The following is a 25893-nucleotide window of genomic DNA, read 5'->3' as shown; positions in this document are numbered from 1 at the left end:
CGTGGGATCGCGATGCGCCCTGACTAAGCGCCCTGTGGGAACGAGGAACCGAATGCGGCGAGCGGAATGAGCGAGCTTCACGACCCGTCCGACCAGAGGGATGAATCCCGATACAAACGAGAATACGAAGCGAGACTTCTAAGAAACTGCAGAGGACACTGCCGGCAGGGCCTTCATGAATCGCTGCAATCCATCCTGCCAGGATGGCATGGTGAACCCGAGATGATGGAGACGGTCTGCCGATAAGACCGAATAGGCCGGTCGCTTCGCCGGTCTCGGCATGTCGGCCGTCGTGATCGCCTCAACCGGCACGGGGCGCCCGGACAAGCGGACAATCTCCGTCGCGAATTCATGCCAGGTACAGTTCCCGGCATTTGTCACGTGCAATACACCCTGCGCCGGATGCGCCAGGAGCTTTCCGATCATGCCGGCAAGATCTCCGGAAAAAGTGGGGCAACCCCGCTGATCGGCTACAACTTTCAAACAGGGTCGTTCGGAAGCCAGCTGCAACATGGTCTTGACGAAATTCCGGCCGTGCAGGCCATAGAGCCAGGCGGTACGCACCACCAGGGTATTCTCACAACAGGCCAAGGCCCGCTGCTCACCCGCCCGTTTCGACTCGCCATAGGCGCTGACGGGATTGGTCGGATCGGTTTCGACATAGGGACGCGTGCCCCGGCCGTCGAACACATAATCAGTGGAAATATAGATGAGCCTCGCTCCGACCAGAGCGGCCGCACGGGCCACTCGTTCGGTCCCCTCGGCATTCACGGCCAGCGCCAGGGCCGGATTCCGTTCTGCCCCATCCACATCCGTATGCGCTCCGGCGTGAATCACGACCTCGGGCGCGGCTTCGACAATCACACGGCCGCAGTCCTGATGCGTCAGGTCGAACGTCGGGAGATCGAGCAACGTCAGTTGATACCCCTGCAAGACCTGCCGGAGATCCGTGCCCAACTGTCCCTGCGCCCCGGTGATTACAATCCGCACGCCGTCCCCTGCTGCAACCGCTTCGCATACTGCTGTTGATAATAGTCTTTGAACTCTCCGGACTTGATCGTCCGCCACCAGCTCTCATGCGTGCGATACCACTCGACGGTCTGCTTCAGCCCCTCCTCGAAGGGCACTTGCGGCGACCAACCCAAGGCGCGCAGGCGGCGACAATCGATCGAATAGCGACGATCGTGCCCCGGGCGGTCCTGCACAAAACGAATCAGCGAGCGGGACTTCCCCAGCGTCGCCACGATCTGTTCGGCCACCGTGATATTCTCCCGTTCATTGCCGCCCCCGACATTGTAGACGGTCCCAGGCTCCCCCTGTTCGAACACATGCTGAATCCCTGCCGCATGGTCGTAGACCGACAACCAGTCCCGGCATTGCCTGCCGTCACCGTACAACGGAAGCGGCTCCCCATCGATCGCGTTGGTCGCAAACAGCGGAATGAATTTTTCCGGATACTGGTTGGGGCCGTAAGTATTGCTGCCGCGCGTGACCACGACCGGAAACCGGTAAGTGGTCCAATAACTCAGCACCAGCAGATCTCCTCCGGCCTTGCTCGCCGAATAGGGACTCCGCGGTTCCAGCCGATCTCCCTCCGTGGAACTGCCCTGTTCGACACTGCCGTAGACCTCGTCGGTGCTGACCTGGAGAAATCGTTGCACCCCGGCCTGACGCGCTTCCTCCAACAGAATACCGGTACCCACGACATCCGTGCGGGCAAAGGCCCCGGGATCGAGAATCGACCGATCGACGTGCGTTTCCGCCGCGCAATTGATGATGCCCTCAATGCGGTGCGTCTGCAACGCGGCATGTACCGCCTGCCGATCACCGATGTCGGCATGCACAAAGGTGTATTGCGGATGGCCGGCCAGATCGGCGAGATTTTCAAGATTGCCGGAATACTTCAGCGCATCCAGGTTCACGACCGAATGATGGCCGCTCTGAATCAAGCCACGCACCAGATGCGATCCGATAAAGCCGGCCCCGCCCGTCACGAGAATACGCATTTAGAACTCCATCCTGTTCGCCCCGGTCTGCGCGACGAGTTGATTGGCAGCCAACAACGATTCGATCGTGCCGGCATCCGTCCACCAGCCGTCCAGCACATTCCAGGTCAGTTCCCCTGAGGCAATGTACGCATTGTTGACATCCGTAATTTCAAGTTCACCACGGCCGGAAGGCTTCAACGTCCGGGTGATCTCGAACACGCGCGCATCGTAAAAGTAGATCCCGGTCACCGCATAGGACGAGCGGGGATGCGCCGGCTTTTCTTCAATGCTCAGCACCCGGTCCCCTTCGAGATGCGGCACGCCGAACCGTTGTGGATCTTTTACTTCCTTCAGAAGAATCTTTGCGCCGCGTTTCTGCGCTCGAAACGCCTCAGCCGCCTTCGCAATATTGCCCTGGATCAAATTGTCACCCAGCACCACGCAGATCGGGCCTTCGTCGGCAAAATGCTCCGCCAACCGTAGCGCATCGGCGATACCGCCTTCTCCCTGCTGATACGTATAGCTGAGATGCTTGAGGCCGAAATCGCGCCCGTTCCCCAACAACTTCAGGAAATCCCCGGCGCTGTTCCCGCCCGTCACCAACATCACTTCCGTAATGCCCGCGTTGACCAGCGTTCGGATCGGATAATAAATCATCGGCTTGTCATAGACAGGCAGGAGATGTTTGTTCGTCACCTTCGTGAGCGGCAGCAATCGCGAGCCGAGCCCTCCGGCAAGTACGACACCTTTCATCCATCACCCCCACGGTAACAGGATCATCGAATTCAGCGGGCCGGCCCTCCCAGGAGAAGGCACGTGCCCCGATCATCTACGAATCGAATCGTAACGTCTCGCGACGGGTTCAGACCAGAAAATTCGTTCATACAGCCGGGGAAACGCCAACCCGGACTCCTCATGAATGCCGTCGCGAGGCGTTCGAGACCGCATACCGACGCAGGTGCACGCGCAGTCCATGGAGGAAGCCGAACGAGAAAGGCCTCACCGGGCGCGAGGATCGGACGCCTGAGCAGGCATTCATGAAGAGTCCTGGCTAGGCGAGCCTCATCGTGTCGACGACGTGCTCGGCAAACGGCAGCGACGAGGTAAATGCGGGCGAGACGGCATTCAACACATGCGTGGAGCGCGCCCCCGGCTCAATCACAAAATCGCTAACCAGTTCCGCCGTTCTCGTATCGACCAACTGCGCCCGAATGCCGGGCGCTTGCCCCGGCAGCAAATCGGCTTTCTCAAATCCCCGTCCGAGATCTTCCGCCTCACGAAAAAACCCCGTGCGCGTCAGCTTAATCATCTCGGTCCAGGCAATCGAGCGAAAATGGTCCCGGTTGCGACCGAAGAGTCGCATCAAATAGGCCAGCATCGTGACAGTACCGCCGAGCGTGGCCCCGACCAGGCCTCGATACTGCTCACGACCCAGCAGCGGGAGGGCCGAAGGTCCGATCGTCACATCGCCTTCAGGCCGTCGCGTAAAGTGCACGCCCAGGAAAGGGTTCCGCAGGTCCGGGACCGGATAGATGTTGCCACGGACCTGCATTGCGGACCCGGGACGCAGCTGATAGAACTGTCCGCGAAACGGTAAGATTTTGAAGTGCAGACCGACTTCGTGGGCATGCGCAATTCGGTCGGCAAAGAGTCCGCCGCAGTTCACGAAATGTCCGTAGGTCACACGGCCTCGATCGGTGCGCGCCACCCCATCGCCGTCCCGCCCTTGCCAGGCGCAGCCGAAACGAAACTCTACGCCCTCGCGCTCGGCATCCGCCACCATGGCGGCCATGACCAGCCGAGGGTTGACCACCGCGGTATCGTGCACATACAGGGCCTGCTGTACGGTCTTCGCGCAAGGTTCCACCTCTTTGAGCGCCTGTTGATCGAGCAGGCTCGCACGAACTCCATTGGCCTGGGATCGTGCATACAATTCACGCAGGGCCGGCAACTCCGCTTCCGTCCGCGCCACAATCACCTTGCCATGCTCGTTGAGCGGAATGGCCTGCTGCCGACAATAGGCCCGCAACCGCCTGTTCCCCTCCACACACAACCGAGCCTTGAGTGTCCCCGCCTTGTAATACACGCCCGCGTGCAGCACCCCGCTGTTGCGACCGCTCGCATGCCGGCCGGCCGTGGATTCCTTCTCCAGCACGACCACCTTGACGCCATATCGACGCCTGAGCTCCCTCGCGATGGCCACGCCGATCACTCCGGCCCCGGCGATTAAAACATCGCACGTCTCTTCCGCCATATCGTGCATCCCCTCGACATCGGGCAAGAACCGGTCTGAGACCCATGACAACACAGGAGCTGCAACCTGTCGAGCACCATCCGTGTTGCCGCCGATACGGCTCGCCCATCGAGGGTCACTGACTCAGCCTGCCAGACGTCGATAGACCGCCACCGTCTCAATCGCGGTGCGATCCCAGGAGAATTCGCGCGCCCGAGCCACTCCGCGGGCCCTCAATTCGTCCCGCAGCGCGGGTGACGCCAGGACACGGGAGAGTTCAAGGGCCAATCGACCGCCGTCACGCGGATCGAACAGCACCGCCGCATCGCCGGCCACTTCAGGCAGCGAAGAGGCGTTCGAACAGATCACCGGACAGCCGCAACCCATGGCCTCCAACACCGGCAACCCGAACCCCTCGTAGAGCGAAGGAAACACAAACAGCGTGGCCTGCTGATAATAGGCGACGAGTTCCCGGTCCGACACCACGCCGACCAGTGTCGTATGCGCGCTGAGGCCATGGTTCTCGACGGCCGCGCGAATATCCTGGCGTTTGCAGACATCACCCGCCAGGATTAGGTCGAACCGGCTGCGCAGCATCTCAGGAAGTTTCGCGAACGCGTCGATGAGGACGCCGACGTTCTTGGTCGGATCGGCTCCGGCCACACAGAACACGTAGGGCTTGCGCTCCCCCGGATGCTCGGCGGGCCGAAACCGCTCGGCATCGAGGCCCAGGGAGGTCACGGTCACCTGCTCGGGGCGAAGCGGAACGTGCGCCAGGAGATCGCGCCGCGAATGTTCGGAGATCGTAATGACGTGGTCGAGCTTCTTCCAGCGATCCCCGACCAGCCACTGTTCGATGCGACTATTGAGATTGGTACGGGCACGGAGCACCGGAAACAGCAACGGCTTGACGTCATGGATGGTGGCCACGAACTTTCCGCGTTTCCAGGCCACGCAGGAATCGTACGGGAAGTGGAGCACATCGTACGGGCCGACCAGGAGCGGAGCCACCTGCTCCCAGAAACGGCGACGGAACAGCGGGAACCGGATCAGGCGATATCGCATATTCGGACGCGCGGTGAACGGATGCTCCGCGTGAGGGATCAGAATCTCGTAGTGATTCGTCTGATCGACGCGCCCCAGGGCCTCAATCAGTTCCCGGGCATATCGCCCGATCCCGACGTTGAGATTCTTGAGATGCCATGCGGCAATGACGATCTTCACAATATTGCGCGGAATAGACCTATGGTGAAGGAAAGGACCGGCTCGCGATCACGCACAGGGGCCATCACATGAACGATTGGGTGCGATGGCATCACGAATAACCGCCTGCACACAATCGGCGCGCATGGAATCACAGCCTACCCGGCAAGTCAAGACAGTCGAACCGATGTCGTCTGGATGGGTCGGCAGCAGCGCCGGTTGACTGGGTTCACTGCCTATGTTACCGATTGACGCCTCCAAGGAACCCAGGCCCGTGGCACAGATCAGCGTCGTTATTCCCGCCTACAACGGCACCTCCAGATATCTGAAGGAGGCCATCGATTCCGTGCGCGCACAAACGCTGGCCGCCGGTGAGATCATCGTCGTAGACGATGCCTCGACGGACGGCACAGGCGCGTTGGTGCAAGCCATCCAGCAGGTCCGCTACGTGCGTCACCCACAGAACAGCGGACAAGCCGCCGCCAGAAATACCGGCGCGCGCCTGGCCCAAACCCCCTATCTGGCATTTCTCGATCAGGACGATCTGTGGGAGCCCACCTTCCTGGAAGCGACGCTCGGCATCCTCGAGAGCGCCCCGCAGGCAACACTCGTGCACTGCGACGGGTACCAAGTCAATGAACGGAACGAGATTCTTGAATACGATGCCGCGATGAAACAGCAACGCAGCATCACGCAATTGCTGCGGGGAGGACACGACGCCGCCACATCGGGCTCGCTTTTCCGCAAGACCTGTTTCGATGCCGTGGGCGGCTACGATGCGGCCCTTTCGATTTGGGAGGACATCGATCTGATCATCCGGCTCTACGGTCCGGGCCGATTCATTCATCTTCCCAAACCGCTCTATCGGCACCGGCTCTACGGACACAATGCGTCGCGGAATATCCCCTCGTTACGCGCGCTGGACGGTCGGCGCCGGTTCCTCGACAAACACGCCGCCTCTTGCCGACCCGGCACCCCCGAAGGCGATGCCCTCTCGCACGATTGGGCGATCTATTATGCCGACCTCGGCAAACACCACCTGCGGGCCAACACGCCCACCGCCGCTCGTCAGGCGTTCCAGTCAGCCCTCCGCCACGATCCCTACAATGTCAAAACATGGTCGCGTCTGGTCAGATCGTATTTTGTCTAGCCCGCACTCCGACCTTTCCTGGCATACACCTTCAACTCAGTCCCATGCCCTAGATGGCCGACGCAGAAACAAAACGGGCGGATGAGCACTTTCTCGATCAACCGGCGACAGGGGACCGCTCGCTTGAACCGCTCTTCACACAACCGGTCCAGGCTCGCCATAAAGTAGAGCGATCCCAAACCGGTACTGACCGACTCAATCTGGAACCCGGCAGCCTCCAACAGCCGCGTCAGCGTGGCGCGTTCATAGTGAAATAAGTGGCGTGGCAGTTCCCATGGAAACCACCATCGTCCAAACATTCTCGCTTCCAGGCTGCCGGCATTCGGACAGAGGATCACGACCCGCCCCTCCCAATCCAATATTCGCCAGACCTCTTTGAGTAGAGACAGCGGATCGTGTAAATGCTCCAGGACATGACTAAACAGGACCGTATCGAACGTCCGTTCCTGATAGGCCATCGACGCCAGATCACCCTGCCGGACCCGCTCGCCGAAACGAGCCTGCGCCTGCGCCACGGCCACGGCACTGGCATCCACCCCCGACACCTTCCATCCTTGCTCTTGCAAGACCGCCAGATTGCCTCCCGAACCGCACCCGACATCCAACACCCGCCCCTGCCCAGCCCAGGGGAGCAGCCCGCGCCCCCGCCAACGGCGCCACAGGAACTCAGGCCATAACAGAAGCCGGCGCGCCCATTGCCAGCGACGGGCCGATTCCGGCGCCGGGTAACCGTAAAAATCCTGGGCGATCCATCGCCGGATTTTTCCCGACCATCGTTTGGCAGTGCGGCGGAGATCGCCGGCCTGCCGAGGTGCTGCCTCGGGATAGTAGGTGGAAGGATAGTAGCCGCCGATCTCCTCGCGAGTGGGACGAGGATTCAGGAACAACAAGCGGCAGCCCTGACAACGAACGACCGTAAATAGGTCGTCGGTGACGTGATGTGTGAGATCGTATTGGCAAAAGATGGCGGTGTTCGAGGCCTCTCCGCATACGTCGCAACTGATGGTTTCCATAGTTCCTTTGGCGATCTCTTTGCGAAGTGCTCGGCGCAAGGCCTGTGGGGCATACCCGGCGCTGTCGCTAGGGCTTCAGGGTGCGAAGCCAGCGCGTATAACATCGCACGCGGGTCGGGGCCTTGCAGATCGCCTCCCAATAGTGCCGCCGCGCGTCACTCCGACGGCCGGCCCGTTCTGCCGCCGCCCCTTTTAATAGAAAGTAGTTCGCCCATTCCCGGTCCAATGCGGCGCGTTGCGTCGCCGTCAGGGGAGCAAACCCCTCAAGGCGCATGAGAAAGCGGTCGCGGCTGGCCAACACCCGCTCCCGGTGGGTCTGCTCATCGAAGGCCATGTCCCGATAGCCGTGCCCCCGTTGCAACTTATGCACCAACACTTCATCGATGCACTCGAACCTGGTCACACGAAACAGCCGGATCGTGAGATCGGAATCTTCCGACCCGTACAGTTCAGGGTCCAGACTCCCGATCTGATCGAGCACCGATTTCCGAATCAGCAGTGTCGACGGCAGCGCAACATGACCGCCGGCAAACGCCTGCACCATCGGCTCACGGCTCGATCGTGCCGACACGCGCTCCTCCAAGGTGCCGTCCTCAAATCGTACCTCGAAGTCCGTATGAACCAGCCCCACGTCCGGTCGCGCACGCATGACAGCCAACTGGGCGGCGAGTTTGCCCGGCAACCAGATATCGTCACAATCCAACAACGCGATGAACTGTCCCTGCGCTGCGGCGATGCCGTAATTCCGGGAACGGGCCGGTCCGCCGTGGCTGCGCTGAAACCATCGAATGCCGTCGCTTTGCTCAAGACGTTTCAACACCTCCTGCGTTCCGTCTGTCGATCCGTCATCCACTACTAGGATTTCCACGGCACCGTGCCCCTGCGCCCGCACGCTGGCCACGGCCTTGGCGACGAACGGCGCACCGTTGAACACCGGAATGACCACGCTGACCAGTTCGTCGCTCATGTCTCTGTCCTCGCCGGCGTGCGTTCCAACATCCGGCTGGCCGCCGTAAACACCTCATCCACCGCAATCTGTTGCATACAGCTATCGTCCCCGCGCAAGCAGGTCGGATGATAGCAGGCCCGGCAATCCAGGCCTTTGTAAATCACCTGCGCCGGTCCGCCGCGCGGCCCCCACCGTTGCGGATAGGTCGGCCCGAAAATAGCCACAACCGGCGTTCCCATCGTTGCGGCAATGTGCATGGCGCCACCGTCGTTTCCGACGAACAGCGCACAACGTTTGACCAACGCGGCAAACTGCAGGAGCGAAAACTTCCCCGCCACTACAATGGGCGCACAGCGCGTCTTGCGGGCGACCTGCTCAGCCACCTCGCGTTCACGTTGATCGCCGCCCAGGAGAATCCGGCAGACAAACCTGTCGGCGAGCCGATCGGCCAGCTGAGCGAAACGTTCATGCGGCCAGACTTTCAGCGAATAACGCGCTCCCGGTTGCAACAGCACCAACAACGGCGAGGCCTGCGCAGACAACAGGCCGGCCTCCTGCATCCAGGCCTCCACCGTCTGCTCATCCGTCGGCGACGGGTACAATGCCGGGGTACCCGGCTTCGTGTCCAGCCCCAGAGCCCGCAAGGCGCAGAGATCATAGTCCACTCGATGCTGATCCGCCTGGCGTGGTTTAGCCACGGTGCTGTACAAGAGCCCGCGCCAGCGATGTTCGGCATTAAATCCGATACGGACGGGCGCACCGGTCGCCAGACCGATGACGGCCGAGCGATCGCCATCGGTCAGATCGACGACGCCGTCAAACGCTCGTTGCCTGAGCATCTGCACAAATTTCAGCTGGGCCTTCAAGGAGCCCTTCTCGAGGCACAAGACTTCGTTCACATCCGGGTTATGCGCCAACACTCCTTCCGTTCCGCGATTGACTAACATGGTCAGCCGCGCCAGGGGAAAGGCAGTCCGCAGTCCGCGCAACACCGGCGTAGATAGGAGCACATCGCCGATATGCCGCAATTTGATGATCAGAATATTCTGAAGATCCATCACGCCGTCGCTCTTAGCAGCTCGCTGCAACACTATCCCAATACCTGTGGAATTCAGAACTACTGAGAATCGCATATGGGGCACTCATAGCCTGCAGGCTGTTCAAAAAGACCGCCCAGCAAGGCCGCAGCAAGCGAAGAGGTTCAGCGTACTCTCGGCCGTACGCTGAACCTCTGAGCGAAGTGAGAACGATGCTGGCGGTTTTTTTCAACAGCCTGCCTCAGGCACAGAGTTCACGATACAAGGCGCTGGTGCGCAACGCCGCACGTTGCCAGGTAAAGAGTCGCGTCCGCTCAAAGCCACGATCCCGAAGCTGCTGTTGCAGCGCCTGCTCGGAGAGCACCTTCACCATCGCCGCTCCTAACGCCTCGGCATCCTCTGGGTTCACCAGCAACGCCGCATCCCCTGCCACTTCCGGAAGAGACGACGTCGAGGAGGTAATCGTCGGCGCTCCACAAGCCATCGCCTCCAGCACCGGCATGCCGAAGCCCTCATAGAGCGACGGAAAGACAAACACCTCGGCGTAAGAGTAGAGCCGGCACAGATCCTCCCGATTGAGGCGACCGGTGCAACGCACGTCCTGCTCCAACCCGAGCGACCGGGCCGTCGCGAGATAACTTCCCTGCGGATGCTCCGCATCTCCCACGAGCAGAATGGCCCGCCCTCCAAGCTGCGAACGCGACTGTGCCACGGCCTGCAGAAAAACACGGTGGTTTTTTCGTGGATCTGCTCCGCCGACGAACAGGATAAATCCGGCAGATGGAATCGCCCACCGTGCCCTCAACACTGCCATCCCCTGCTCATCCTGAACCGGAGAGAATTCCTCGGTCACGCCGTTATGGATGACGACCACCCGTTCACGCGGAATTCCATACAAGGCTTCTATTTCACGGGCTGAAAACTCCGACACCGTCACGACCCGTCGCGCCCGGTTGGCCGTGGCGATGGCCCGCCTGGAGGAACCGGCCTGCCCCAACAGCTTCCTCGAATATTCCGGGTGCCGGACCAGCCACAGGTCATGGATGGTGACGATGCCGCCCGATCGTCCCGTCGTATGCATCTTGAAGTTGGGGCCGTGATAGAGATCGAGCCTGTCCCACGCGCCCCGGCATGGCATCAACCACCGCGGCGTTTCCACCCATCGCAGACGATCGTGGACCGGCCAGCCTTCGAGCCGGCCCGCTTGCAGAGACCCGGGCCGGAGATATCCGACATACTCGACCTGCTCATCCAAGGCCAGCAGCGACCGGAGCAGATGATAGGTATGCCAGCCGACGCCGCCCTTGTCCCCCACGATTGACGCTGCGTCGATCCCGATACGCATCAGGGGAACGGGACCTCCGCCAGGTTCATGCCGGGCAAGGTTGGATCGATCATGCGTCCCGCCTCACGTTCACACGCTCCCAGGCCTTGGCATATTTGACGAATGTGTGGAGGCCGGCAAACATCGCCACCACCAATCCGTGCACCCCGTCGCGATACCCGCCGCGGGAGAACAGGGTTTTGAGGATCGTACCAAGATGGTGCGTGGCAATGACCCAGCCGCTGATATGGGTGACCCGCTTGAGTTTCTCATCGGCACCGAGAGTCGTATACCGCATCATCTTGCGGATGTGATGGTTGACGGTGGGCATGCTGTAGTGATCGAAGGGCTCCTGAAGCCGCTCCCGACGCCCGCTGAGCGTGAAGTTTTCATGCAGCTTCACATCGTCGTACCGGCCGGCAGTGTTTCGGAAGAGCCGCAGCTGATAGTCCGGATAGAGCCCGCCGCCTTGAATCCATTTCCCGTAGAAAAAATTCCGCCGGGGAATCTCATACCCTCCGATGTCGGCGGCCGGGGCCGTCGCCAGTAACGTTTCGATTTCCCTTCGCAATCCCACGGTCACGCGCTCATCGGCATCCACCACGAGAATCCACTCCGCAGCGGCCTGATCGATGCCGAAGTTTTTTTGCGGGCCATACCCGGGCCACGGGCGGACAAACACTTTCGGGGTGTACTGCTTTGCCAACTCCACCGTCCGGTCCCGACTTTCCGCATCCACGACGATCAGTTCGTCGGCCCAGCGCAGGGACTCGAGACAGTCGGCAATATTCTTCTCTTCATCCTTGCTGATGACCACCGCCGCAATCGTCATGGTGCTGCGTCTCGCTCCATCGTCAGTAACCCGTCACGCTTAGCCCTGCTTCACCGGCGCAGCCTGGCTGCCCTCAGGCAGCACCCGGGACCGCAACTCCCAGAAACGCGCGTACTTGATGAACGTATAATAGGCATAGAGTCCGGACAAGATGAGTCCGGGCACCCCGTCCAGACAACCTTTCCGCCCGACATACATTTTCAGAAATGTGAAACAGGGATGTGAGACCAGCTGATGCGGGGAGAATGCACGCCCCTGCTCGACCATGCGCCGCGCCATGAGATCGGAATAGCGCTCCTGCTTCGCTAAGTAATGGTCGATATCCCGGAAGGGGTACTGCAGCGCAGCGGCCGTCAAGTAGCCGATTTTCCCGTCCAGATCGAAACTTTCATGGACAAGTTCCTCCCGATAACGCAGCCGGCTCTTCCGAAACAACTGCGGCTGCCGGTAGTCAGGAAACCAGCCGCAATGTTTGATCCAGCGCCCGAGAAAGTAATTCTTGCGGGGGACGAAGTAGGCATCGGCCTCCGGGCCGGCAGCCAGCACGCGCCGGATCTCCTCGCGCAACTCCGGCGTCGCCCGTTCATCGGTATCCAGACTGAACACCCAGTCGTGCGTGGCATGGGTCAGGGCCTCGTTCCGCAGGCGCCCGAATCCATGAAAGTCATGCTGATAGACCTGGTCGGTAAATTCCCGGCTGATGCGCTCGGTGGCGTCGGTACTGTGGGAATCCACCACGATGATTTCATCCGCCCAAGTAATGGACTCCAGACAAGCCCGCATATTGGGCTCGTCATTGTAGGCGATGACCACGGCCGACACCGGAATGTGATTCACAGCAGCAGATCCTTCTCGAACAACGACGAACAAGAAATTGTGCCCCACACGATCATAATCGTGTCCCGAACTCGCGCCAGGACCAGAGGCGATTCGAATCGAGCGCGACATTCGCCACCTCGTAGAGAGCCATCAACTCCCGGTCGTGAGTAGCGAACCGTCGTCGCCGGCCCGACTCGCTGTCGGATACCGCGTCGAAATTGAGCGTGGCCTCTTGAAACGACTCGGTCGAGAACGAATACAATAACAGCCCGTCCGGACTGGCCAGGCCGACCAGATTGTCGTAGACACTGGTGAGATAGGCCACCTGGTTCGGCAAACAATCCCGCACCAACAGACAGGTCAAATCATGTCCGGCGAACGCCCCCACGGCAGGTAGAATGCCGTTGAGCGCCAGCAGGGTCGGAGCCACATCGACCTGGCTGGCAATGGCCGACACGGTCCGCGGGCGATAGGTGGCCGGAGTGCGCAACGACTCGTCCATCCAGATAAACAGCGGCGATGCAAAATGACCCGCCTTTCGCTCCATATCTGTGCTCCCGACCGGTTCGTGCCGGCCATGGTCACCCAGGACGACGACAACCGTATTCCGCAAGAGTCCCTCGCGAACGAGTCTGGTAAACACCCGCTCGAATTCGAGATCCGTATATCGCAGAGCGCCGACATACTTGTCTTGCACCTGCTCCTGCAGCAGACGCACGTCGGGATGGTTCTGCGGGGCCGCGAAGGGATGATGGGTCGACAACGTGAGGGTCGTCAGAAAAAACGGTTTGTCCTCCGCCTGGCGTTGCTTGATGCGTTCGTAACAGAGATCGAACAGGGCGCCGTCCACGATGCCGAGGCCCATCCGCTCCGCATCCTTGGGAAAATCTCCCTCGTCGATCAGCTGCTGCAAACCATTGCGCGCCACGAACGACTGAAGCCGGTTCAAGTCCCGATGCTGCCCGATCACCATCTCCGTTCGGTAGCCCTGACGCTGTAACAAAGACGGCAGACAGAGGTAATCGTGGGCATAGCGCGTTTTCATTGCGGCGGCCCCTTGCCGCGGAAAGGCGCTGCAGAGGGTCGCAAACAGCCCCCGTGACGTTTGAACGCCGTTGGAGAAAAAGTTCTCGAAGTAGACGCTCTCCTGCTTCAGGCGATCCAAAAAAGGTGTCCCCTGAATCTCGCCGTACTTCTGCTCGAGATACCGGCGATCCAGCCCTTCGAGAAATACCAACAGGATGTTCGCCTGCCCGGGTAACCGAACACTATCAGAAGAGGCGGCCATGGTTCTGACCAGGGGATACCGCTGATCCACAAATGCTTCACCCGGGCCGAGCAATCGCTGCACGGTCTGAACGGCGACCTCATAGGGCATCGCCTCGGCACTTGCCCGTTGCTCCATCGACCCTCGCGATACCACCGCGATTCGCAGGGCTTCAGCCGCAAAGAGGACGGGATTCTGCGCCAGCGTGTAATAGACCATGCTTCCGATCGGCGCGATCCGAATCCCGTAGGGGCCGGAATGATGGAACCCGGCGCCGCCCGCCACCAGCGCAACAAGGAGGAACGTGTTCGCCTGAAACCCCGAGCCCGGCCGCCAGCGAGCCAACGCCGGCACAATGGCGCAGGAAAAACTCCACCACCACAGCCCCATGGCCACAGCCTGGATGCCCAGAAAGAGCGCCAGCCTTCCCGCCCATTTACCTGCCGCGCCTAACTCTGCGCTGGTTTGCTGCATCGCCTGCACATTGGTGCTGTCCGATGTCGCCGCAGGCGCAAAGAGGTCGCCGACATATTCGAGAAACACGAAGTCCATATGCTGCCGGTTGAACCCGTAGTACCCCATGTCCACACACAGCAGGACAAACAACAACAAGCCGGTCAGCACAGACCCCACGTGCAGCCCAGATCGAAACGACAGGAGGAAGGGCTGGGTCAGACGTCTCAATCCGCTCCAGCCATGCCCCCGCAGGGCCCATGCCCCTGCCCCGACCCCGGCCAGTACCAACGCAAAGGTGGCGGTAATGAAATCCCCCCGCACGCCGACGACAAGGGTCTTGAGCAGCAGCGGCAGGCTGGGAGCTTCCTGCTCAAACGCGTCGCGCAACAGAAACACCCGCTCCGCCATTTGCATCACGACGAAGAGAATCCACCAGAACAGCACGCTTTTGCGGATGGAGGCGCGGGCTTCCGCCCATCGTTGCATCATGATGCGATCACCCGTCGATAGACACGCTCCAGCTCATCCACCATCCGGTCGATCGAATAGGACTGCTCCACCGTCTGACGGCCCCGTCGCCCCATCGCGGCGCGAAGCTCGGGATCGACCAGCAGGCGACCGATCCGATCGGCCAACGCATCGGCATCCCGCGGCGGGACGATGAACCCCGACTCCCCGTCGGCCAGCACATCGGGAATCGATCCGGTGGTCGTCGAGACAACCGGGAGTCCGATCGCCAGGGCCTGCATCAACACCTGAGGAATGGTATCGCCTTCGACCGTGGGAATCACAAAGAGATTCAACGACCGGAACACATCCAGGAGGTCATCTCGGAATCCCAACATGCGCACGCCGGCGGTCAAGCCGAGGCGTTCGATTTGCGCGCGGATGTTCTGCTCTTCCGGCCCTTCACCCACGATGAGAAAGGCCACTCCCTGGCGTTGCTTCAGCACCTTGGCGGCCGCCTCTACAAGATACCGGTGGCCTTTATAGTCCCGCAGATAGGAAATCATCCCGACCAGCAGATGCCCGGTGGGAATCCCCAGCTCGGACCGGATATCGTGCTGAGGCTTGGCCGGCGAAAAGTGCTCCACATCCAAGCCGATGGGAAACGAAGCGACACGGTCCGGCGCCAATCCGTCCCGATGGATGAGGTCCTGCCGATTCCGTTCGCTCCCAGTCACGATGACCATGTCGAAGAGACGACGATACAGCCAATGCGTGGTGGCGTTGTTATTGAGCGGCGCCGAAATATGCCGCGTGCGAATGACTTTGGGGCGCGGATCGAGCAGGCGCGACGACAGCGCCGCGATCCAGCTATCGCGTGAACTGTTGACGTGGACGATCTCGGGACGCTCCCGCTTGAGCAACGCGCGGAAAGCCAGAATCGACAGCGGCAGCCGCCATTGCCGCATGACAAAGGGTTCGACCGGAAGCCCTCGTTCCCTGGCCATGGCCATGATCGGGCTGCGCGGCTCCAGGACCAATCGAATGCGATGGCCGCGCTTCAACAGGCGCTCCGCGTGCAGCAGAACAGCCAGTTCCTGTCCGCCGACCGCCGTGCTGGATTCCGCAATGATGATGTTCACAATGATCCTGGTTTCTGTGATCGCTCAAGTTGTTGTTCGACGGCACGAACGACCTGTTCCGGTCGCACGGCGGTCAGACATTCGAGGGGCACGGCACGGGCACAGTCACGGCGAAAACAGGGTCTGCATTCCACTGCATGCGACAGGACCACATGGCCCTTGCCATAGGGCCCGGTTTTGACCGGATCCGTCGGGCCGAACAGGGCCACCACCGGCGTCCCCACCGCCGCAGCGATGTGCATAGGCCCGGAATCGTTCGTCACCAACAAGGACGCGCGACGGAGTAAACCGGGGAGCAAGCCTACAGGGGTCTGTCCTGTCAGATCAATCGCTTTCGTACGCATGAGCGCCGTCACCGCGAGCGACTCCGCCCGCTCGGCCGGCCCGCCGATCAGGACCACAGGCAGCGCATGCGCCTGAGAAAGCCGGTCTGCTGCCTCAGCAAAATGTTGCGGCGGCCAGCGCTTGGTCTCCCAACGCGCGGACACGTTCATGGCAACCCAGGGTTGATGAGGGGCAACTCCGGCCCGGGACAACATGGTCTCCACGGCCTGTCGGTCTTCCGATCGATCGACGAATTCGAACCGCGGCTGCGTGGGTCGTGTCGCGCCTAGCGCCTCGGCGACGAGCAGGTAGCGATCGACCGCGTGCATGGGCGCGGGAGGAACCGCCACCCGCTGGGTATAGAACAGAGAGCTGCCCTCCCGCGCATTGGCAAACCCGATCCGACGGTCGCAACCGCTCAACCGAGCCATCGCCCCGCTCCGGAAGAGTCCTTGAAGATCGACGACCAGATCGAAGCCGGCCGCCCGGAGATCGGGCACCCGCCCCAACCAGCCCCTGAGTCCTTCCGATACCGAACAGACCTGGTCGACCCCGGCAATGACTTCCACCAGCGGCGCCCATTGTCGCTTCACCAGCCAGGTGACACGGGCTTGGGGAAACTGCTCGCGCAACGCCGCCAGGGTCGGCATCGCATGGACGATGTCGCCCAGCGAACTCGGTTTGATCAACAGGAGTCGGCGTACGGGATCGGTCATTCGGCCACCAGAGATGATCAGCGCTGCAGGTCGGCGGCGGGCCTGTGCGTCGCATGGGCGACGATCCAGTCCACCGCCTGCGACAACTCCTCGGCCACATAGTCCGGAGGCAGATCGCGGGCCATCAGATCGGCCAAGGCCTCCGCACCGGACGGGCCGGTCATGACCAGCAGGCTCCGCGCCCCGACCTGTTTGGCCAGTTCGACATCACGAATACTGTCGCCGATCACATAGGCGCGGCTCAGATCCACTTTCAATTCGGCATGAGCACGGTCGATCATGCCCCTGGCCGGTTTGCGGCAGTTGCAGTGATCGTCGGGATGGTGGGGACAAAAATACAGTCCATCGAGCGTCACCCCATCCTCAGCCAGCACCAGCCGCAACTTGCTGTGAATCGCTTCGAGATCTCTGGATGAAAAATATCCCCGCCCGAGCCCCGACTGATTCGTGACGACAACCAGGCGCGCGCCGGCCTGTTTCAACCGGGCCAACGCCGCTCCCACGCCGGGCAGAACCGTGAAGTCATCCGGAGATTTCACATAACCCGTATCGACATTCAATGTGCCGTCGCGATCGAGAAATACGGTCACACCCGCCAGCGACGTGGAAGTGAGACCTGGCGTCGGTGGCGCGGGGTCGACTGCCGGAGGAGGGGCCACCAGCGGCAGGTGCTGCACCACTGCATCGTAGACCTGCTCCACCGTCACCCCGGTCATGCACCGGTGATCGATGGGACATTCCCTCAAGAGACAGGGCGCGCAGGACACCGGCTGCCGGACCAGCTGGGCATCGACGCCGAACGGCGACGTGGTTTGCCAATCGGTCGGGCCGAATACGGCTACCAGCGGAACCTTGAAGGCGGCCGCGACGTGCATGGGCCCCGTGTCGTTCGTGAGAAACAACTGGCAGCGCTTCACCAGCGCCATCAATTCCCGTACCGTGGTCTGGCCGGAACACACGACCGTGCGCGTCTTGATCTGGTCGGCGATGGCTTTTCCCAACGGCTCCTCACCCTTGGCTCCCAAGATCGCCACGCCGACTCTGGCACCCGATCGCCCCTGCACATCCGTCACCGCACGGTTGACGACCTCGGCGTACCGATCCGGCAACCATCGCTTGGCGTGGCCATAGGTCGAGCCGGGGTTCACCCCGATCACCGGATCCGAAGGCCCGATTCCGGCACCCGCCAACCGCCCGGCGATCAACGCCGATTCATCCGGCGTGACAAACAAACGAGGCGCAGGCGCAGGACCGTGCCCGCCCAGCGGCTTCAGGAGATCCCAATAATACTCGACCTGATGTCGTTGCGCAGTGCGTGGCGGCACGGTCACCGGGTCGGTCAGCAACAGCGTTCGCCCGTCCGTCGCATATCCGAATCGTCTGGGAATGCCCGCCAGGAAACTGATCAGCGCCGCCTCAAAGGCATTCTGAAACAGGATGGCCAGATCGAATCGGTGACGGCGCAGCACCGCGGCGAGGGTCCATTTTCCAACCAGCCCGGCATGGCGTCCCCGATCGTCATACACCAGCGTCCGGTTCACCTCCGGATGTTGCGCCAGCAGATCCGCAATGCCGGGCTTCACCAGCAGGGTAATCTCGGCCTGCGGGAACAGGGTGCGCACCTGACTCAAGGCCGGCTCGCACATGACGGCATCCCCGAGCCAATTGGGGCCGCGGATGACGATGCGACGGATGCCTTCCTTACGCATGGCCTCCCGTCCTGCCTCGTGCGGAGTCGAGTCGCAACAATCGCTCCAAATCCTCCTGCCCCGACACAATTTCGGTGCGGAGTCTCACGGCCCAGCAGGCATCCTCCGCAACTAACAACGGCGCAACCTTGTCGGCATCTTTCTCCGTCGTCACCAGCAGATCGGCGCCACAGGCTTTCGCCTTGGCTCGAATAGTGTCTATCATGCCACGGGTATAGTGCACATGATCGGGAAATGCCAGCATCTCAACCACGGTGATACCCAATCCGGCCACCAGGGCGCGAAAGGATTCCGCATTGCCGATCCCGCTGAAGAGCACAGCCGACCGGCCGCGAAACGCATCCAACGGAAGCCGTTCGCCCGTCCCTACGCGCCGGAACTCCTCCGCCCGGAATCCCACACGCACCAGCGACGGAAGTGAGCCGCAGGCGTCGAGCAACAGACACCGCACCGACTCCCCTCCATGCGCCTCATCGACCCGGGTGATAAGGATGGCCGAGGCGCGCGCGGCCGCCGAGAGGGGTTCCCGTAAACGTCCGACCGGCAACGCCGCCTGGATGCCCGCCGCGTCCGTCGCGTCCACCAGGAGTAGATTCAGATCGCGATGGAGTTGGACATGCTGAAACCCGTCGTCCAGCAAAAAACAATCCACCGGCAGTCGCCCCAAGACCCATTGGCCGAGCGCATACCGGTTCGCCCCCACCGCCACGACGGCCTGAGGGCAGCGGCGCGCGATCAAATAGGGCTCGTCTCCGGCCTCGTCCGGCCCCACCAACACCTGTTGTCCGTCGGAGACCAGCAATTGCGGAGCGTTGCTGCGACGCCGATACCCGCGGCTCAGAATCGCCACGCGTTTGCCATGTGCCGTCAGTCGCTCCACCAGGTACATGACGACCGGCGTTTTGCCTGTGCCACCGACGGTGAGGTTCCCGACGCTGATGACGGGACGAGGTAACCGACGCGTGGAGAACCAGCCATGGGTGTAACCCCACAGCCGGAGGCGAGCCGCGAGTTCGTAGGGATACCCGACCCACCGCAACCAGGACCGCAGCCCTCTCGACATGGTCGCCGCCATTACGATTGCCGACTCGACAACTCCCGCCCCTGTTCAACCAGCGCGTTCTTCGAGGTCCCTCGTGCCGGCAGAAACGTGGCGATGATGTCCGCGCTACGCTGGAGCGCGCCCTGGTTGTCCGCCACGACCCGCTGCGCCGCCTGCCCCATCCGCAGCAACGCGGCGGGATCGCGAAGGAGCGCCTGAAGGCCTTGCGCAAGGTCCTGTTCGTCCTGCACCACCAGTCCTCCCTGCGCATTCAGCAGGAGCGTCGCCACTTCGGCACAATGGTCGGTATGCGGACCGAACAGCACCGGTTTCCCCCAGACCGCCGGCTCCAAGAGATTATGCCCTCCCACCGGCGCCAGGGTGCCCCCGACAAAGGCCACCACTGCGTCTCGATATAACAAGGCCAATTCCCCGCGCGTATCCAGGACCAACACCCGCGCCCCCGTGCTCGCCATCGGCACTTGTCCGCCGGTGCTACGCCGGGTCACCGTAAGGCCTTTCGCCTGGATCATCTGCTCCACCTGCGCCGCCCGTTCGATATGGCGGGGGGCCAGGACCAAGCGGAGCTCAGGGAACTCAGGACTCAGGATCCGATAGGCATTGACGATCGTTTCTTCCTCGCCGGGATGTGTACTTCCGGCTACCAGCAACAGTTCCCGGTCGGTCAGCCCGAGCGCCGCTTTCGAGACAGCCGTGCCACCGGCGGCAGCCTGCGGAACCGGTTGATCGAACTTGATGTTGCCGGTGCATCGAACTCGTGACGGTTCGGCCCCTAAGTCGATCATGCGCTGCGCATCCCGCTCCGATTGCATGAGGCAACAGCTGATCATGTTCAGCATGGTCCTGTAGAAATCCCGGATGACCGGCAGGCGTTGCCGCTCAAAGGAACGGGTGGACAATCGCCCGTTGACCAGAATCGACGGCACATTTCGACGCCGCAAACTCCGCAGGATATTCGGCCAGAGTTCCGTTTCGACAAAAATATACAGACTCGGCTGGAGACGATCGATCGCCTGATTGACGACCCAGGGAAAATCGAGCGGCGCGTACCGGTGCTCGGCCACGCCCTCCAGCCGTTGCTCCACCGCTTCACGCCCGGTTTCGGTTACGGTCGAGACCACCAACCTCGTCTCAGGGTACCGCCGACGCAAATCCCGCACAAGCGGCGCCACGGCGACCACCTCGCCCAAAGACACGGCATGAATCCAGATGCAACCCGACCTGCCGGCTGGATCAGTCGTGGGCATCTCCGCCCGCAGTCCCAGCCGTTTGGGCAACCCCCGGCGACAACGCTGCTTGGCCAACAAGACGAACAGGATAATCGGGGAAACCAGGAGTAGAAGACTGTTGTAAAGCAGATACCACATCACGGGCCAGCCCGCAGGACGGCCTCATCGGCCTTGATGGTCATGCGGTTCAGCGTGTCTTCCAACTCCCGGCGGACACGCTCAAGGTCGTCGGACGAGGCGTCGGGCGGCACGCTGATCGGCGGCCCCAGGAGAAAGAGGCCCCGCGAGAACGGATAGGGCATGATGAACCGGTCCCAGCTCGCGAAGAGTTTTTTTTTGAGCAGCCGAAGGCCATCGGGATGATCGGCAGGCCGGTGGCCCTCGCCAGCTGCACTACGCCCACCTTGACCACCTGCCGCGGGCCCTTCGGTCCGTCCGGCGTCAACACGAGATTGCCGCCGGACCGCCCGAGGCGAATCAGCTGCCGAAAGGCTTCCGCACCCCCTCTGGTACTGGACCCGCGAACGGCGTCCAACCCGAACCGTGCCACGATGCGGCGGATCAATTCGCCGTCGCGATGCTGACTGATCAACACATGGGCTTCAAGCCCCGGAATGGCAAGCGGCATCATCAACTGCTGAGCATGCCAGAAGGCCAGGATCACCCGCTTCTCTTCTGCAAACAAGCGGTTCACATGCTCTGAGCCTTCGGTGCGCCAGGTCATCGTGCGGCGTAGCATCTGAATGATCCGGTAGCCGACGGGCGGCACCACCGCGACCTTGAGCGCGTTGACGACTCGCTTCAGCAAGGGCTGCGGCTGAGGGGCCGCCGCTGATCGATCAGTTGTCATAGGACTGCCATCCCTCACCTTCGTCTGCGTCCCTACTCCGAGATCGCATCGGCAAACTGCATCGCGTGCAGGCGCTTATACATGCCGCCCTTGCGCAGGAGCTCTTCGTGCGAGCCGACTTCCGCGACCCTGCCCCGGTCCAACACCACGATGCGGTTGGCATTCTGAATGGTCGACAGCCGGTGAGCCACGACCAGGGTCGTTCGGTTATGCATCAAATTGGTCAGGGCCAGCTGCACGATGCGCTCCGATTGGGTGTCCAGCGCCGACGTCGCTTCATCCAGAATCAGGATCGGCGGGTCGCGGAGAATCGCCCGCGCGATCGCCAACCGCTGCCGCTCACCGCCCGAGAGCTTGAGCCCGCGCTCTCCGATCAACGTATCATACCCGGCCGGCATCCGGACAATGAACTCATGCGCGTAGGCCAGCTGGGCCGCTCGCATCACATCGTCGGGCGTGGCACCCTGCCGCCCGTAGCCGATATTGTTGCGCACCGTATCGTCGAACAGCACGACTTCCTGGGAGACGATTCCGATCTGCCCGCGTACCGACCGCAAACTGCAGGTCTGAAGATCCACCCCGTCGATCAGAATCTGCCCTCCGGTCGGATCGTAGAATCTCGGGAGCAGACTCACCAGCGTGGTCTTTCCACTCCCGCTGCTGCCGACAAAGGCAATGATCTCGCCCGCCCGGATCGTCAGATCGATACCGCTCAGCGCAGGCTCACCCTGGCCTTCGTACTGGAACGCAACCTGCCTGAATTCGAGGGACCTGGAAATGGCCGGCAGGTCCGTCTGGCCGCCGTTGGCCTCCGGCTCCGTCGGCAAGTCCAGTACATCGAATACCCGCTCGGCGGCCGCCAGCGCCTGCTGAACCGTGTTGTTCGCGCCGGACAATCTTCTGATCGGCGTGTAGGCCATGAACATGGCCGCCAGGAACGAGAAGAAGGCGCCGGGAGTCATCTCATCATGGATGACCAGATACCCGCCGTACCAGATGATCCCCGCGACCCCGAGCACACCGATGACCTCCATGTGGGAAGAACCCAGCGAGGAGACCTGAATGGCCTTCATCGTCGTATGGATGAAGGCGTCGTTGCTCAAACGAAATCGCTTGGCTTCTTCCTCTTCCCGGCCGAACGATTTCACCATGCGGATACCGGCCAGCGTTTCCTGCAGCGTCGAGGCCATGTCGCCCATGCGTTCCTGGCCGCGCGTCGCCAGATTCCTCAACCGTTTTCCCATTCTCGCCATGGTGACCACGGAAAGCGGCACCACGATCATCGAGACCGCCGCCAGTTTCCAGTTCTGGTAAATGATCACGCCGATCATGGCCAGAAACGTCAGTCCCTGCTGAAACAGATCTTTCAGCACCCCCGCCACGGCATTGGCCATCTGGTTTACATCGTTAATGACCCGCGAGACCAACCGGCCCGACGTATTCGTGTCGTGAAAATGAACCGGCAGTCGAACAAGTTTTGAAAAGAGCTGCTCTCTGATGTCGCCGATGACCTGGTTCCCGACATAGTTCATCAGATAGTTCTGTCCGTAGTTGAACACCCCCTTGAGCACCGCCACCGCCAGGATCGCGATGGGAAGCACGAGCAGCAGGCTTTCATCCTTGCTGATGAACAGGCCGTCGAGGACCGGGCGGACCAACCAGGCATAGGCGGCGGAGAGTCCGGCCACGAGCAGCGCGCAAAGAAACGCCGCGCCCAGTCGAAACCGGTAGGGATTCAGATATGTAAGTAAACGAAGATAATGTTTCATGCCCGACACTCGGCCAAGACGGCTTCCGCGGCACGACGCGACGCACCGGGTGTGCCCAACGCCTGGCGTACCGTCAAGAGCGCAGCCTTCATTTCTTCATACGCGCGAGGATCCCCCAACAGCCGTTCGGTTTCCTGTATGAGCCGCTCCGGCGTCGCCTCATCGTGAATCAGTTCCGGCACAATCCCCCGTCCGGCGACCAGATTCGCGAGACCGATCCAGGGCACCCGAATCAGGAGACGCGCCAACCGGTAGGTGAGCCAGGATGAGGCCCGATAGAACAAAATCATGGGCGTTCCCACCACCGCAGCCTGCAAGGTAGACGTGCCCGACTTGACGACCAGCAGGTCCGAGGCCGCCATGACTTCACTGGCCTGATTGCGAAAGACCCGAATGGGAACCGGGCTATCTTTCAAGAGATCGGCAAGGAACTGGTCTTGAATCGATGACGCCTGGGCCAGGATGAACTGAATCGCCGGGTGCCGTTGCGCAAGACGCTTCACCGTCTCCAGGAGGAGCGGAATATGCTCGAGCAGTTCACCTTTTCGACTGCCCGGAAACAAGCCGATCACGGGGCCTGCATCCGACAGTCCGAACTGCCGGCGCAAGGCCTGCCGATCGTACGACGGCGCGACTTCGTCGAGCAGCGGATTGCCGACAAACGTACACCGCACGCCGGCCTTTTTGTAGAGCGGTTCCTCGAACGGCAGAATCGCGAGCACATGATCGACGCGCTGCTGGATCCAGCGCATCCGCCCCCGCCGCCAGGCCCATACTTGCGGCGCAATGTAATAGAGCACCTTGAGACCGCAGGCCCTGGCCACTCGCGCAAAATGAAAATTGAGGCCCGGGTTGTCGATCAACACGACGAGATCCCAGCGTTCACCCTTGATCAGTGTCCGGATACGCGAAATCCGCTGCAGCATCGTTTTGACGGCAGACAGGCCGATGAGCCCCATCACGTCCAGCTGGGGAATGTCTTTCACGAGTTCCGCGCCGGCCGCCAGCATCGACGCGCCGCCGACACCCACAATCTGAAGGGCGGGGGACAGCTCCTTGAGCGCCTTGACCAAGTGAGCTCCATGGAGGTCGCCGGAAGCCTCGCCGGTGACGATTAAGATGCGTGGCATGCTGCTCGTCTCGTGCAGATCGGCACAGAGGTCATACCCTTACACATTCTCCCGGCCAAAGGCCACCGCCGCAGCCTCATCCGCCGAATGGCGTTGCGTAAACCGGCCGATGGCCTCCAGGACCAGGGTCGCCAGATTGAGCGCCGCTTCTCCGTCTTCACCGGACACGACGGGACGGGTCCCGGTATTCACCGCGTGAATGAACGAATCCAGCTCGAGCCGCAACGGCTCCTCATCTCCGGCCTGGTAAGATTCGATGTCGATGGTCGGCTTGGCGCCGGCCGCCTGCACGCGACGGGACACGACAGCCTGGCGCGTTTGAAAATCGATCGAGACGTAACGGTCGCGCTGGAAGACACGCAGCCGGCGCATCTTGTTGGTCGATACGCGACTCGCCGTCACATTCGCGACGCAACCGCTCGCAAAGGCAATTCGGGCATTGGCGATATCGATGTTCGACGAGAGCACCGGCACGCCAGCCGCCCGCACCTCTTCGACCGGCCCAGGATTGAACGACAACACCAGATCCAGATCGTGAATCATCAGATCCAGCACGACATCGACGTCGGTCCCCCGCTCACCGAAGGCGCTCAAGCGGTGACATTCGATAAAGGCCGGGCGTTCGATGAAGGGACGCATGCGCTGCATGATCGGATTGAACCGCTCGCTATGTCCGACCTGTAACAGGCACCCACGGCGCGCAGCCAGTTCGACCAGTTCACGGGCTTCCGCCGACGTCACGGCGATCGGTTTTTCGACCAGCACATGCTTGCCGGCTTCCAGGCAGGCCTTGGTCGCCGAAAAATGCGCAGAGGTAGGAGCGGCGACACTGACGATATCGACCTGCTTGAGGAGGTCGTCGAGGTCCGTCCAGAACTGGACGCCATGCCGATCGGCGATCAACTTGGCACGGGTCGGCGAGGCATCGCACACACCGACCAACGTTGCGCCGGGAAGAGTCGCGTAGTGGCGGGCATGGTGCTGCCCCAGGTGACCGACACCGATCACGCCGGCTCGAAGCTGTTTCATCGCGCCCAATCCTGTCTCACGAGGCAGGCCTCCGTTCCAATGCCGAACGACATGAGCAGGATGCGGAAAAAGTCCGCCAGCGGCGTTCTCGCATCGCGCCGGGGCTCACCGTACAGCCCGAGTACGATTCACCTCGTCGCTTGCTGCGGCCTTGCCGGACGGCCTTTTTTCGCAACCTGTGTATTATATTCAATGCCGACACCTTACAGACGCT

22 protein-coding genes are annotated in these 25893 nt (G+C 61.6%); 1 reads left to right on the top strand and 21 read right to left on the bottom strand.

Annotation, left to right across the window (positions count from 1 at the left end; genetic code table 11):
* Positions 1-138 precede the first annotated feature (138 nt).
* The 5 genes from rfbD to NSND_RS19940 all read right to left on the bottom strand — a co-directional run bounded on the left by rfbD (position 139) and on the right by NSND_RS19940 (position 5445).
* A complete protein-coding gene (gene rfbD / locus NSND_RS19960; RefSeq protein ID WP_080880662.1) occupies positions 139-990 on the bottom strand; it encodes a dTDP-4-dehydrorhamnose reductase in 852 nt (283 codons plus the stop codon).
* Positions 978-2006: a dTDP-glucose 4,6-dehydratase gene (gene rfbB / locus NSND_RS19955; RefSeq protein ID WP_080880661.1), complete on the bottom strand. Its 1029-nt coding sequence runs from the start codon at positions 2004-2006 to the stop codon at positions 978-980. The genes rfbD and rfbB overlap by 13 nt, the downstream gene beginning before the upstream one ends.
* Complete coding sequence (locus tag NSND_RS19950) at positions 2007-2741, bottom strand: sugar phosphate nucleotidyltransferase (RefSeq protein ID WP_080880660.1); 735 nt, start codon at positions 2739-2741, stop codon at positions 2007-2009.
* Positions 2742-3039: 298 nt separating this feature from the next.
* The gene (lhgO, locus tag NSND_RS19945; RefSeq protein WP_080880659.1) at positions 3040-4296 is read right to left on the bottom strand and encodes an L-2-hydroxyglutarate oxidase; all 1257 of its coding nucleotides are present in this window, start codon (positions 4294-4296) and stop codon (positions 3040-3042) included.
* A gap of 69 nt (positions 4297-4365) precedes the next feature.
* Positions 4366-5445 (bottom strand): glycosyltransferase family 4 protein, encoded by a 1080-nt coding sequence (locus NSND_RS19940; RefSeq protein ID WP_080880658.1) that lies wholly within the window; start codon positions 5443-5445, stop codon positions 4366-4368.
* A gap of 253 nt (positions 5446-5698) precedes the next feature.
* Between NSND_RS19940 and NSND_RS19935 the strand changes: the two genes are divergently transcribed.
* Positions 5699-6574, top strand: coding sequence for a glycosyltransferase family 2 protein (locus NSND_RS19935; protein WP_159450909.1), 876 nt, complete (start codon positions 5699-5701; stop codon positions 6572-6574).
* On the opposite strand, the gene NSND_RS19930 is transcribed toward NSND_RS19935, so the two are convergent.
* From NSND_RS19930 to NSND_RS19855, 16 genes are all read right to left on the bottom strand, one after another.
* Positions 6571-7587 (bottom strand): class I SAM-dependent methyltransferase, encoded by a 1017-nt coding sequence (locus NSND_RS19930; RefSeq protein ID WP_080880656.1) that lies wholly within the window; start codon positions 7585-7587, stop codon positions 6571-6573. The genes NSND_RS19935 and NSND_RS19930 overlap by 4 nt on opposite strands.
* A 67-nt stretch (positions 7588-7654) precedes the next feature.
* A complete protein-coding gene (locus tag NSND_RS19925) occupies positions 7655-8554 on the bottom strand; it encodes a glycosyltransferase family 2 protein (protein WP_080880655.1) in 900 nt (299 codons plus the stop codon).
* Positions 8551-9594, bottom strand: a complete 1044-nt coding sequence (gene rfaQ, locus NSND_RS19920) for a putative lipopolysaccharide heptosyltransferase III (RefSeq protein ID WP_235000350.1) — start codon at positions 9592-9594, stop codon at positions 8551-8553. The genes NSND_RS19925 and rfaQ overlap by 4 nt, the downstream gene beginning before the upstream one ends.
* Positions 9595-9814: 220 nt before the next feature.
* Complete coding sequence (locus NSND_RS19915) at positions 9815-10918, bottom strand: glycosyltransferase family 4 protein (protein ID WP_080880653.1); 1104 nt, start codon at positions 10916-10918, stop codon at positions 9815-9817.
* Between the two features lie 49 nt (positions 10919-10967).
* The gene (locus tag NSND_RS19910; RefSeq protein ID WP_080880652.1) at positions 10968-11729 is read right to left on the bottom strand and encodes a glycosyltransferase family 2 protein; all 762 of its coding nucleotides are present in this window, start codon (positions 11727-11729) and stop codon (positions 10968-10970) included.
* A gap of 39 nt (positions 11730-11768) precedes the next feature.
* Positions 11769-12566, bottom strand: a complete 798-nt coding sequence (locus NSND_RS19905; protein ID WP_159450907.1) for a glycosyltransferase family 2 protein — start codon at positions 12564-12566, stop codon at positions 11769-11771.
* A gap of 52 nt (positions 12567-12618) precedes the next feature.
* Positions 12619-14760, bottom strand: coding sequence for an LTA synthase family protein (locus NSND_RS19900; protein ID WP_080880650.1), 2142 nt, complete (start codon positions 14758-14760; stop codon positions 12619-12621).
* On the bottom strand, positions 14757-15860 hold the full coding sequence (locus NSND_RS19895) for a glycosyltransferase family 4 protein (protein ID WP_080880649.1): 1104 nt from the start codon (positions 15858-15860) through the stop codon (positions 14757-14759). Before NSND_RS19895 ends, NSND_RS19900 begins: the two co-directional genes overlap by 4 nt.
* A complete protein-coding gene (locus NSND_RS19890) occupies positions 15857-16900 on the bottom strand; it encodes a glycosyltransferase family 9 protein (RefSeq protein ID WP_080880648.1) in 1044 nt (347 codons plus the stop codon). The genes NSND_RS19895 and NSND_RS19890 overlap by 4 nt, the downstream gene beginning before the upstream one ends.
* A 17-nt stretch (positions 16901-16917) precedes the next feature.
* The gene (waaF, locus tag NSND_RS21385) at positions 16918-18609 is read right to left on the bottom strand and encodes a lipopolysaccharide heptosyltransferase II (RefSeq protein ID WP_159450906.1); all 1692 of its coding nucleotides are present in this window, start codon (positions 18607-18609) and stop codon (positions 16918-16920) included.
* Positions 18602-19672 carry a tetraacyldisaccharide 4'-kinase gene (gene lpxK, locus NSND_RS19880; protein WP_159450905.1) on the bottom strand — a complete coding sequence of 357 codons (1071 nt, stop codon included), beginning with the start codon at positions 19670-19672 and terminating at the stop codon, positions 18602-18604. The genes waaF and lpxK overlap by 8 nt, the downstream gene beginning before the upstream one ends.
* 11 nt (positions 19673-19683) lie before the next feature.
* Complete coding sequence (locus tag NSND_RS19875; RefSeq protein WP_080880646.1) at positions 19684-21039, bottom strand: 3-deoxy-D-manno-octulosonic acid transferase; 1356 nt, start codon at positions 21037-21039, stop codon at positions 19684-19686.
* Positions 21040-21088: 49 nt separating this feature from the next.
* Entirely contained in the window at positions 21089-21751 is a 663-nt protein-coding gene (locus NSND_RS19870) for a lysophospholipid acyltransferase family protein (protein ID WP_080880645.1), read from the bottom strand.
* 32 nt (positions 21752-21783) lie between these two features.
* The gene (gene msbA / locus NSND_RS19865) at positions 21784-23520 is read right to left on the bottom strand and encodes a lipid A export permease/ATP-binding protein MsbA (RefSeq protein ID WP_235000321.1); all 1737 of its coding nucleotides are present in this window, start codon (positions 23518-23520) and stop codon (positions 21784-21786) included.
* A complete protein-coding gene (gene lpxB, locus NSND_RS19860) occupies positions 23517-24650 on the bottom strand; it encodes a lipid-A-disaccharide synthase (protein WP_080880643.1) in 1134 nt (377 codons plus the stop codon). Before lpxB ends, msbA begins: the two co-directional genes overlap by 4 nt.
* A gap of 39 nt (positions 24651-24689) precedes the next feature.
* Complete coding sequence (locus tag NSND_RS19855) at positions 24690-25679, bottom strand: Gfo/Idh/MocA family protein (protein ID WP_080880642.1); 990 nt, start codon at positions 25677-25679, stop codon at positions 24690-24692.
* Between the last annotated feature and the right edge of the window lie 214 nt (positions 25680-25893).

The organism is Nitrospira sp. ND1 (genome assembly GCF_900170025.1).
GTDB lineage: Bacteria > Nitrospirota > Nitrospiria > Nitrospirales > Nitrospiraceae > Nitrospira_A.
Note: the sequence above shows the minus strand (reverse complement) of the source record. Positions and strands in the feature narration are given on the sequence as shown.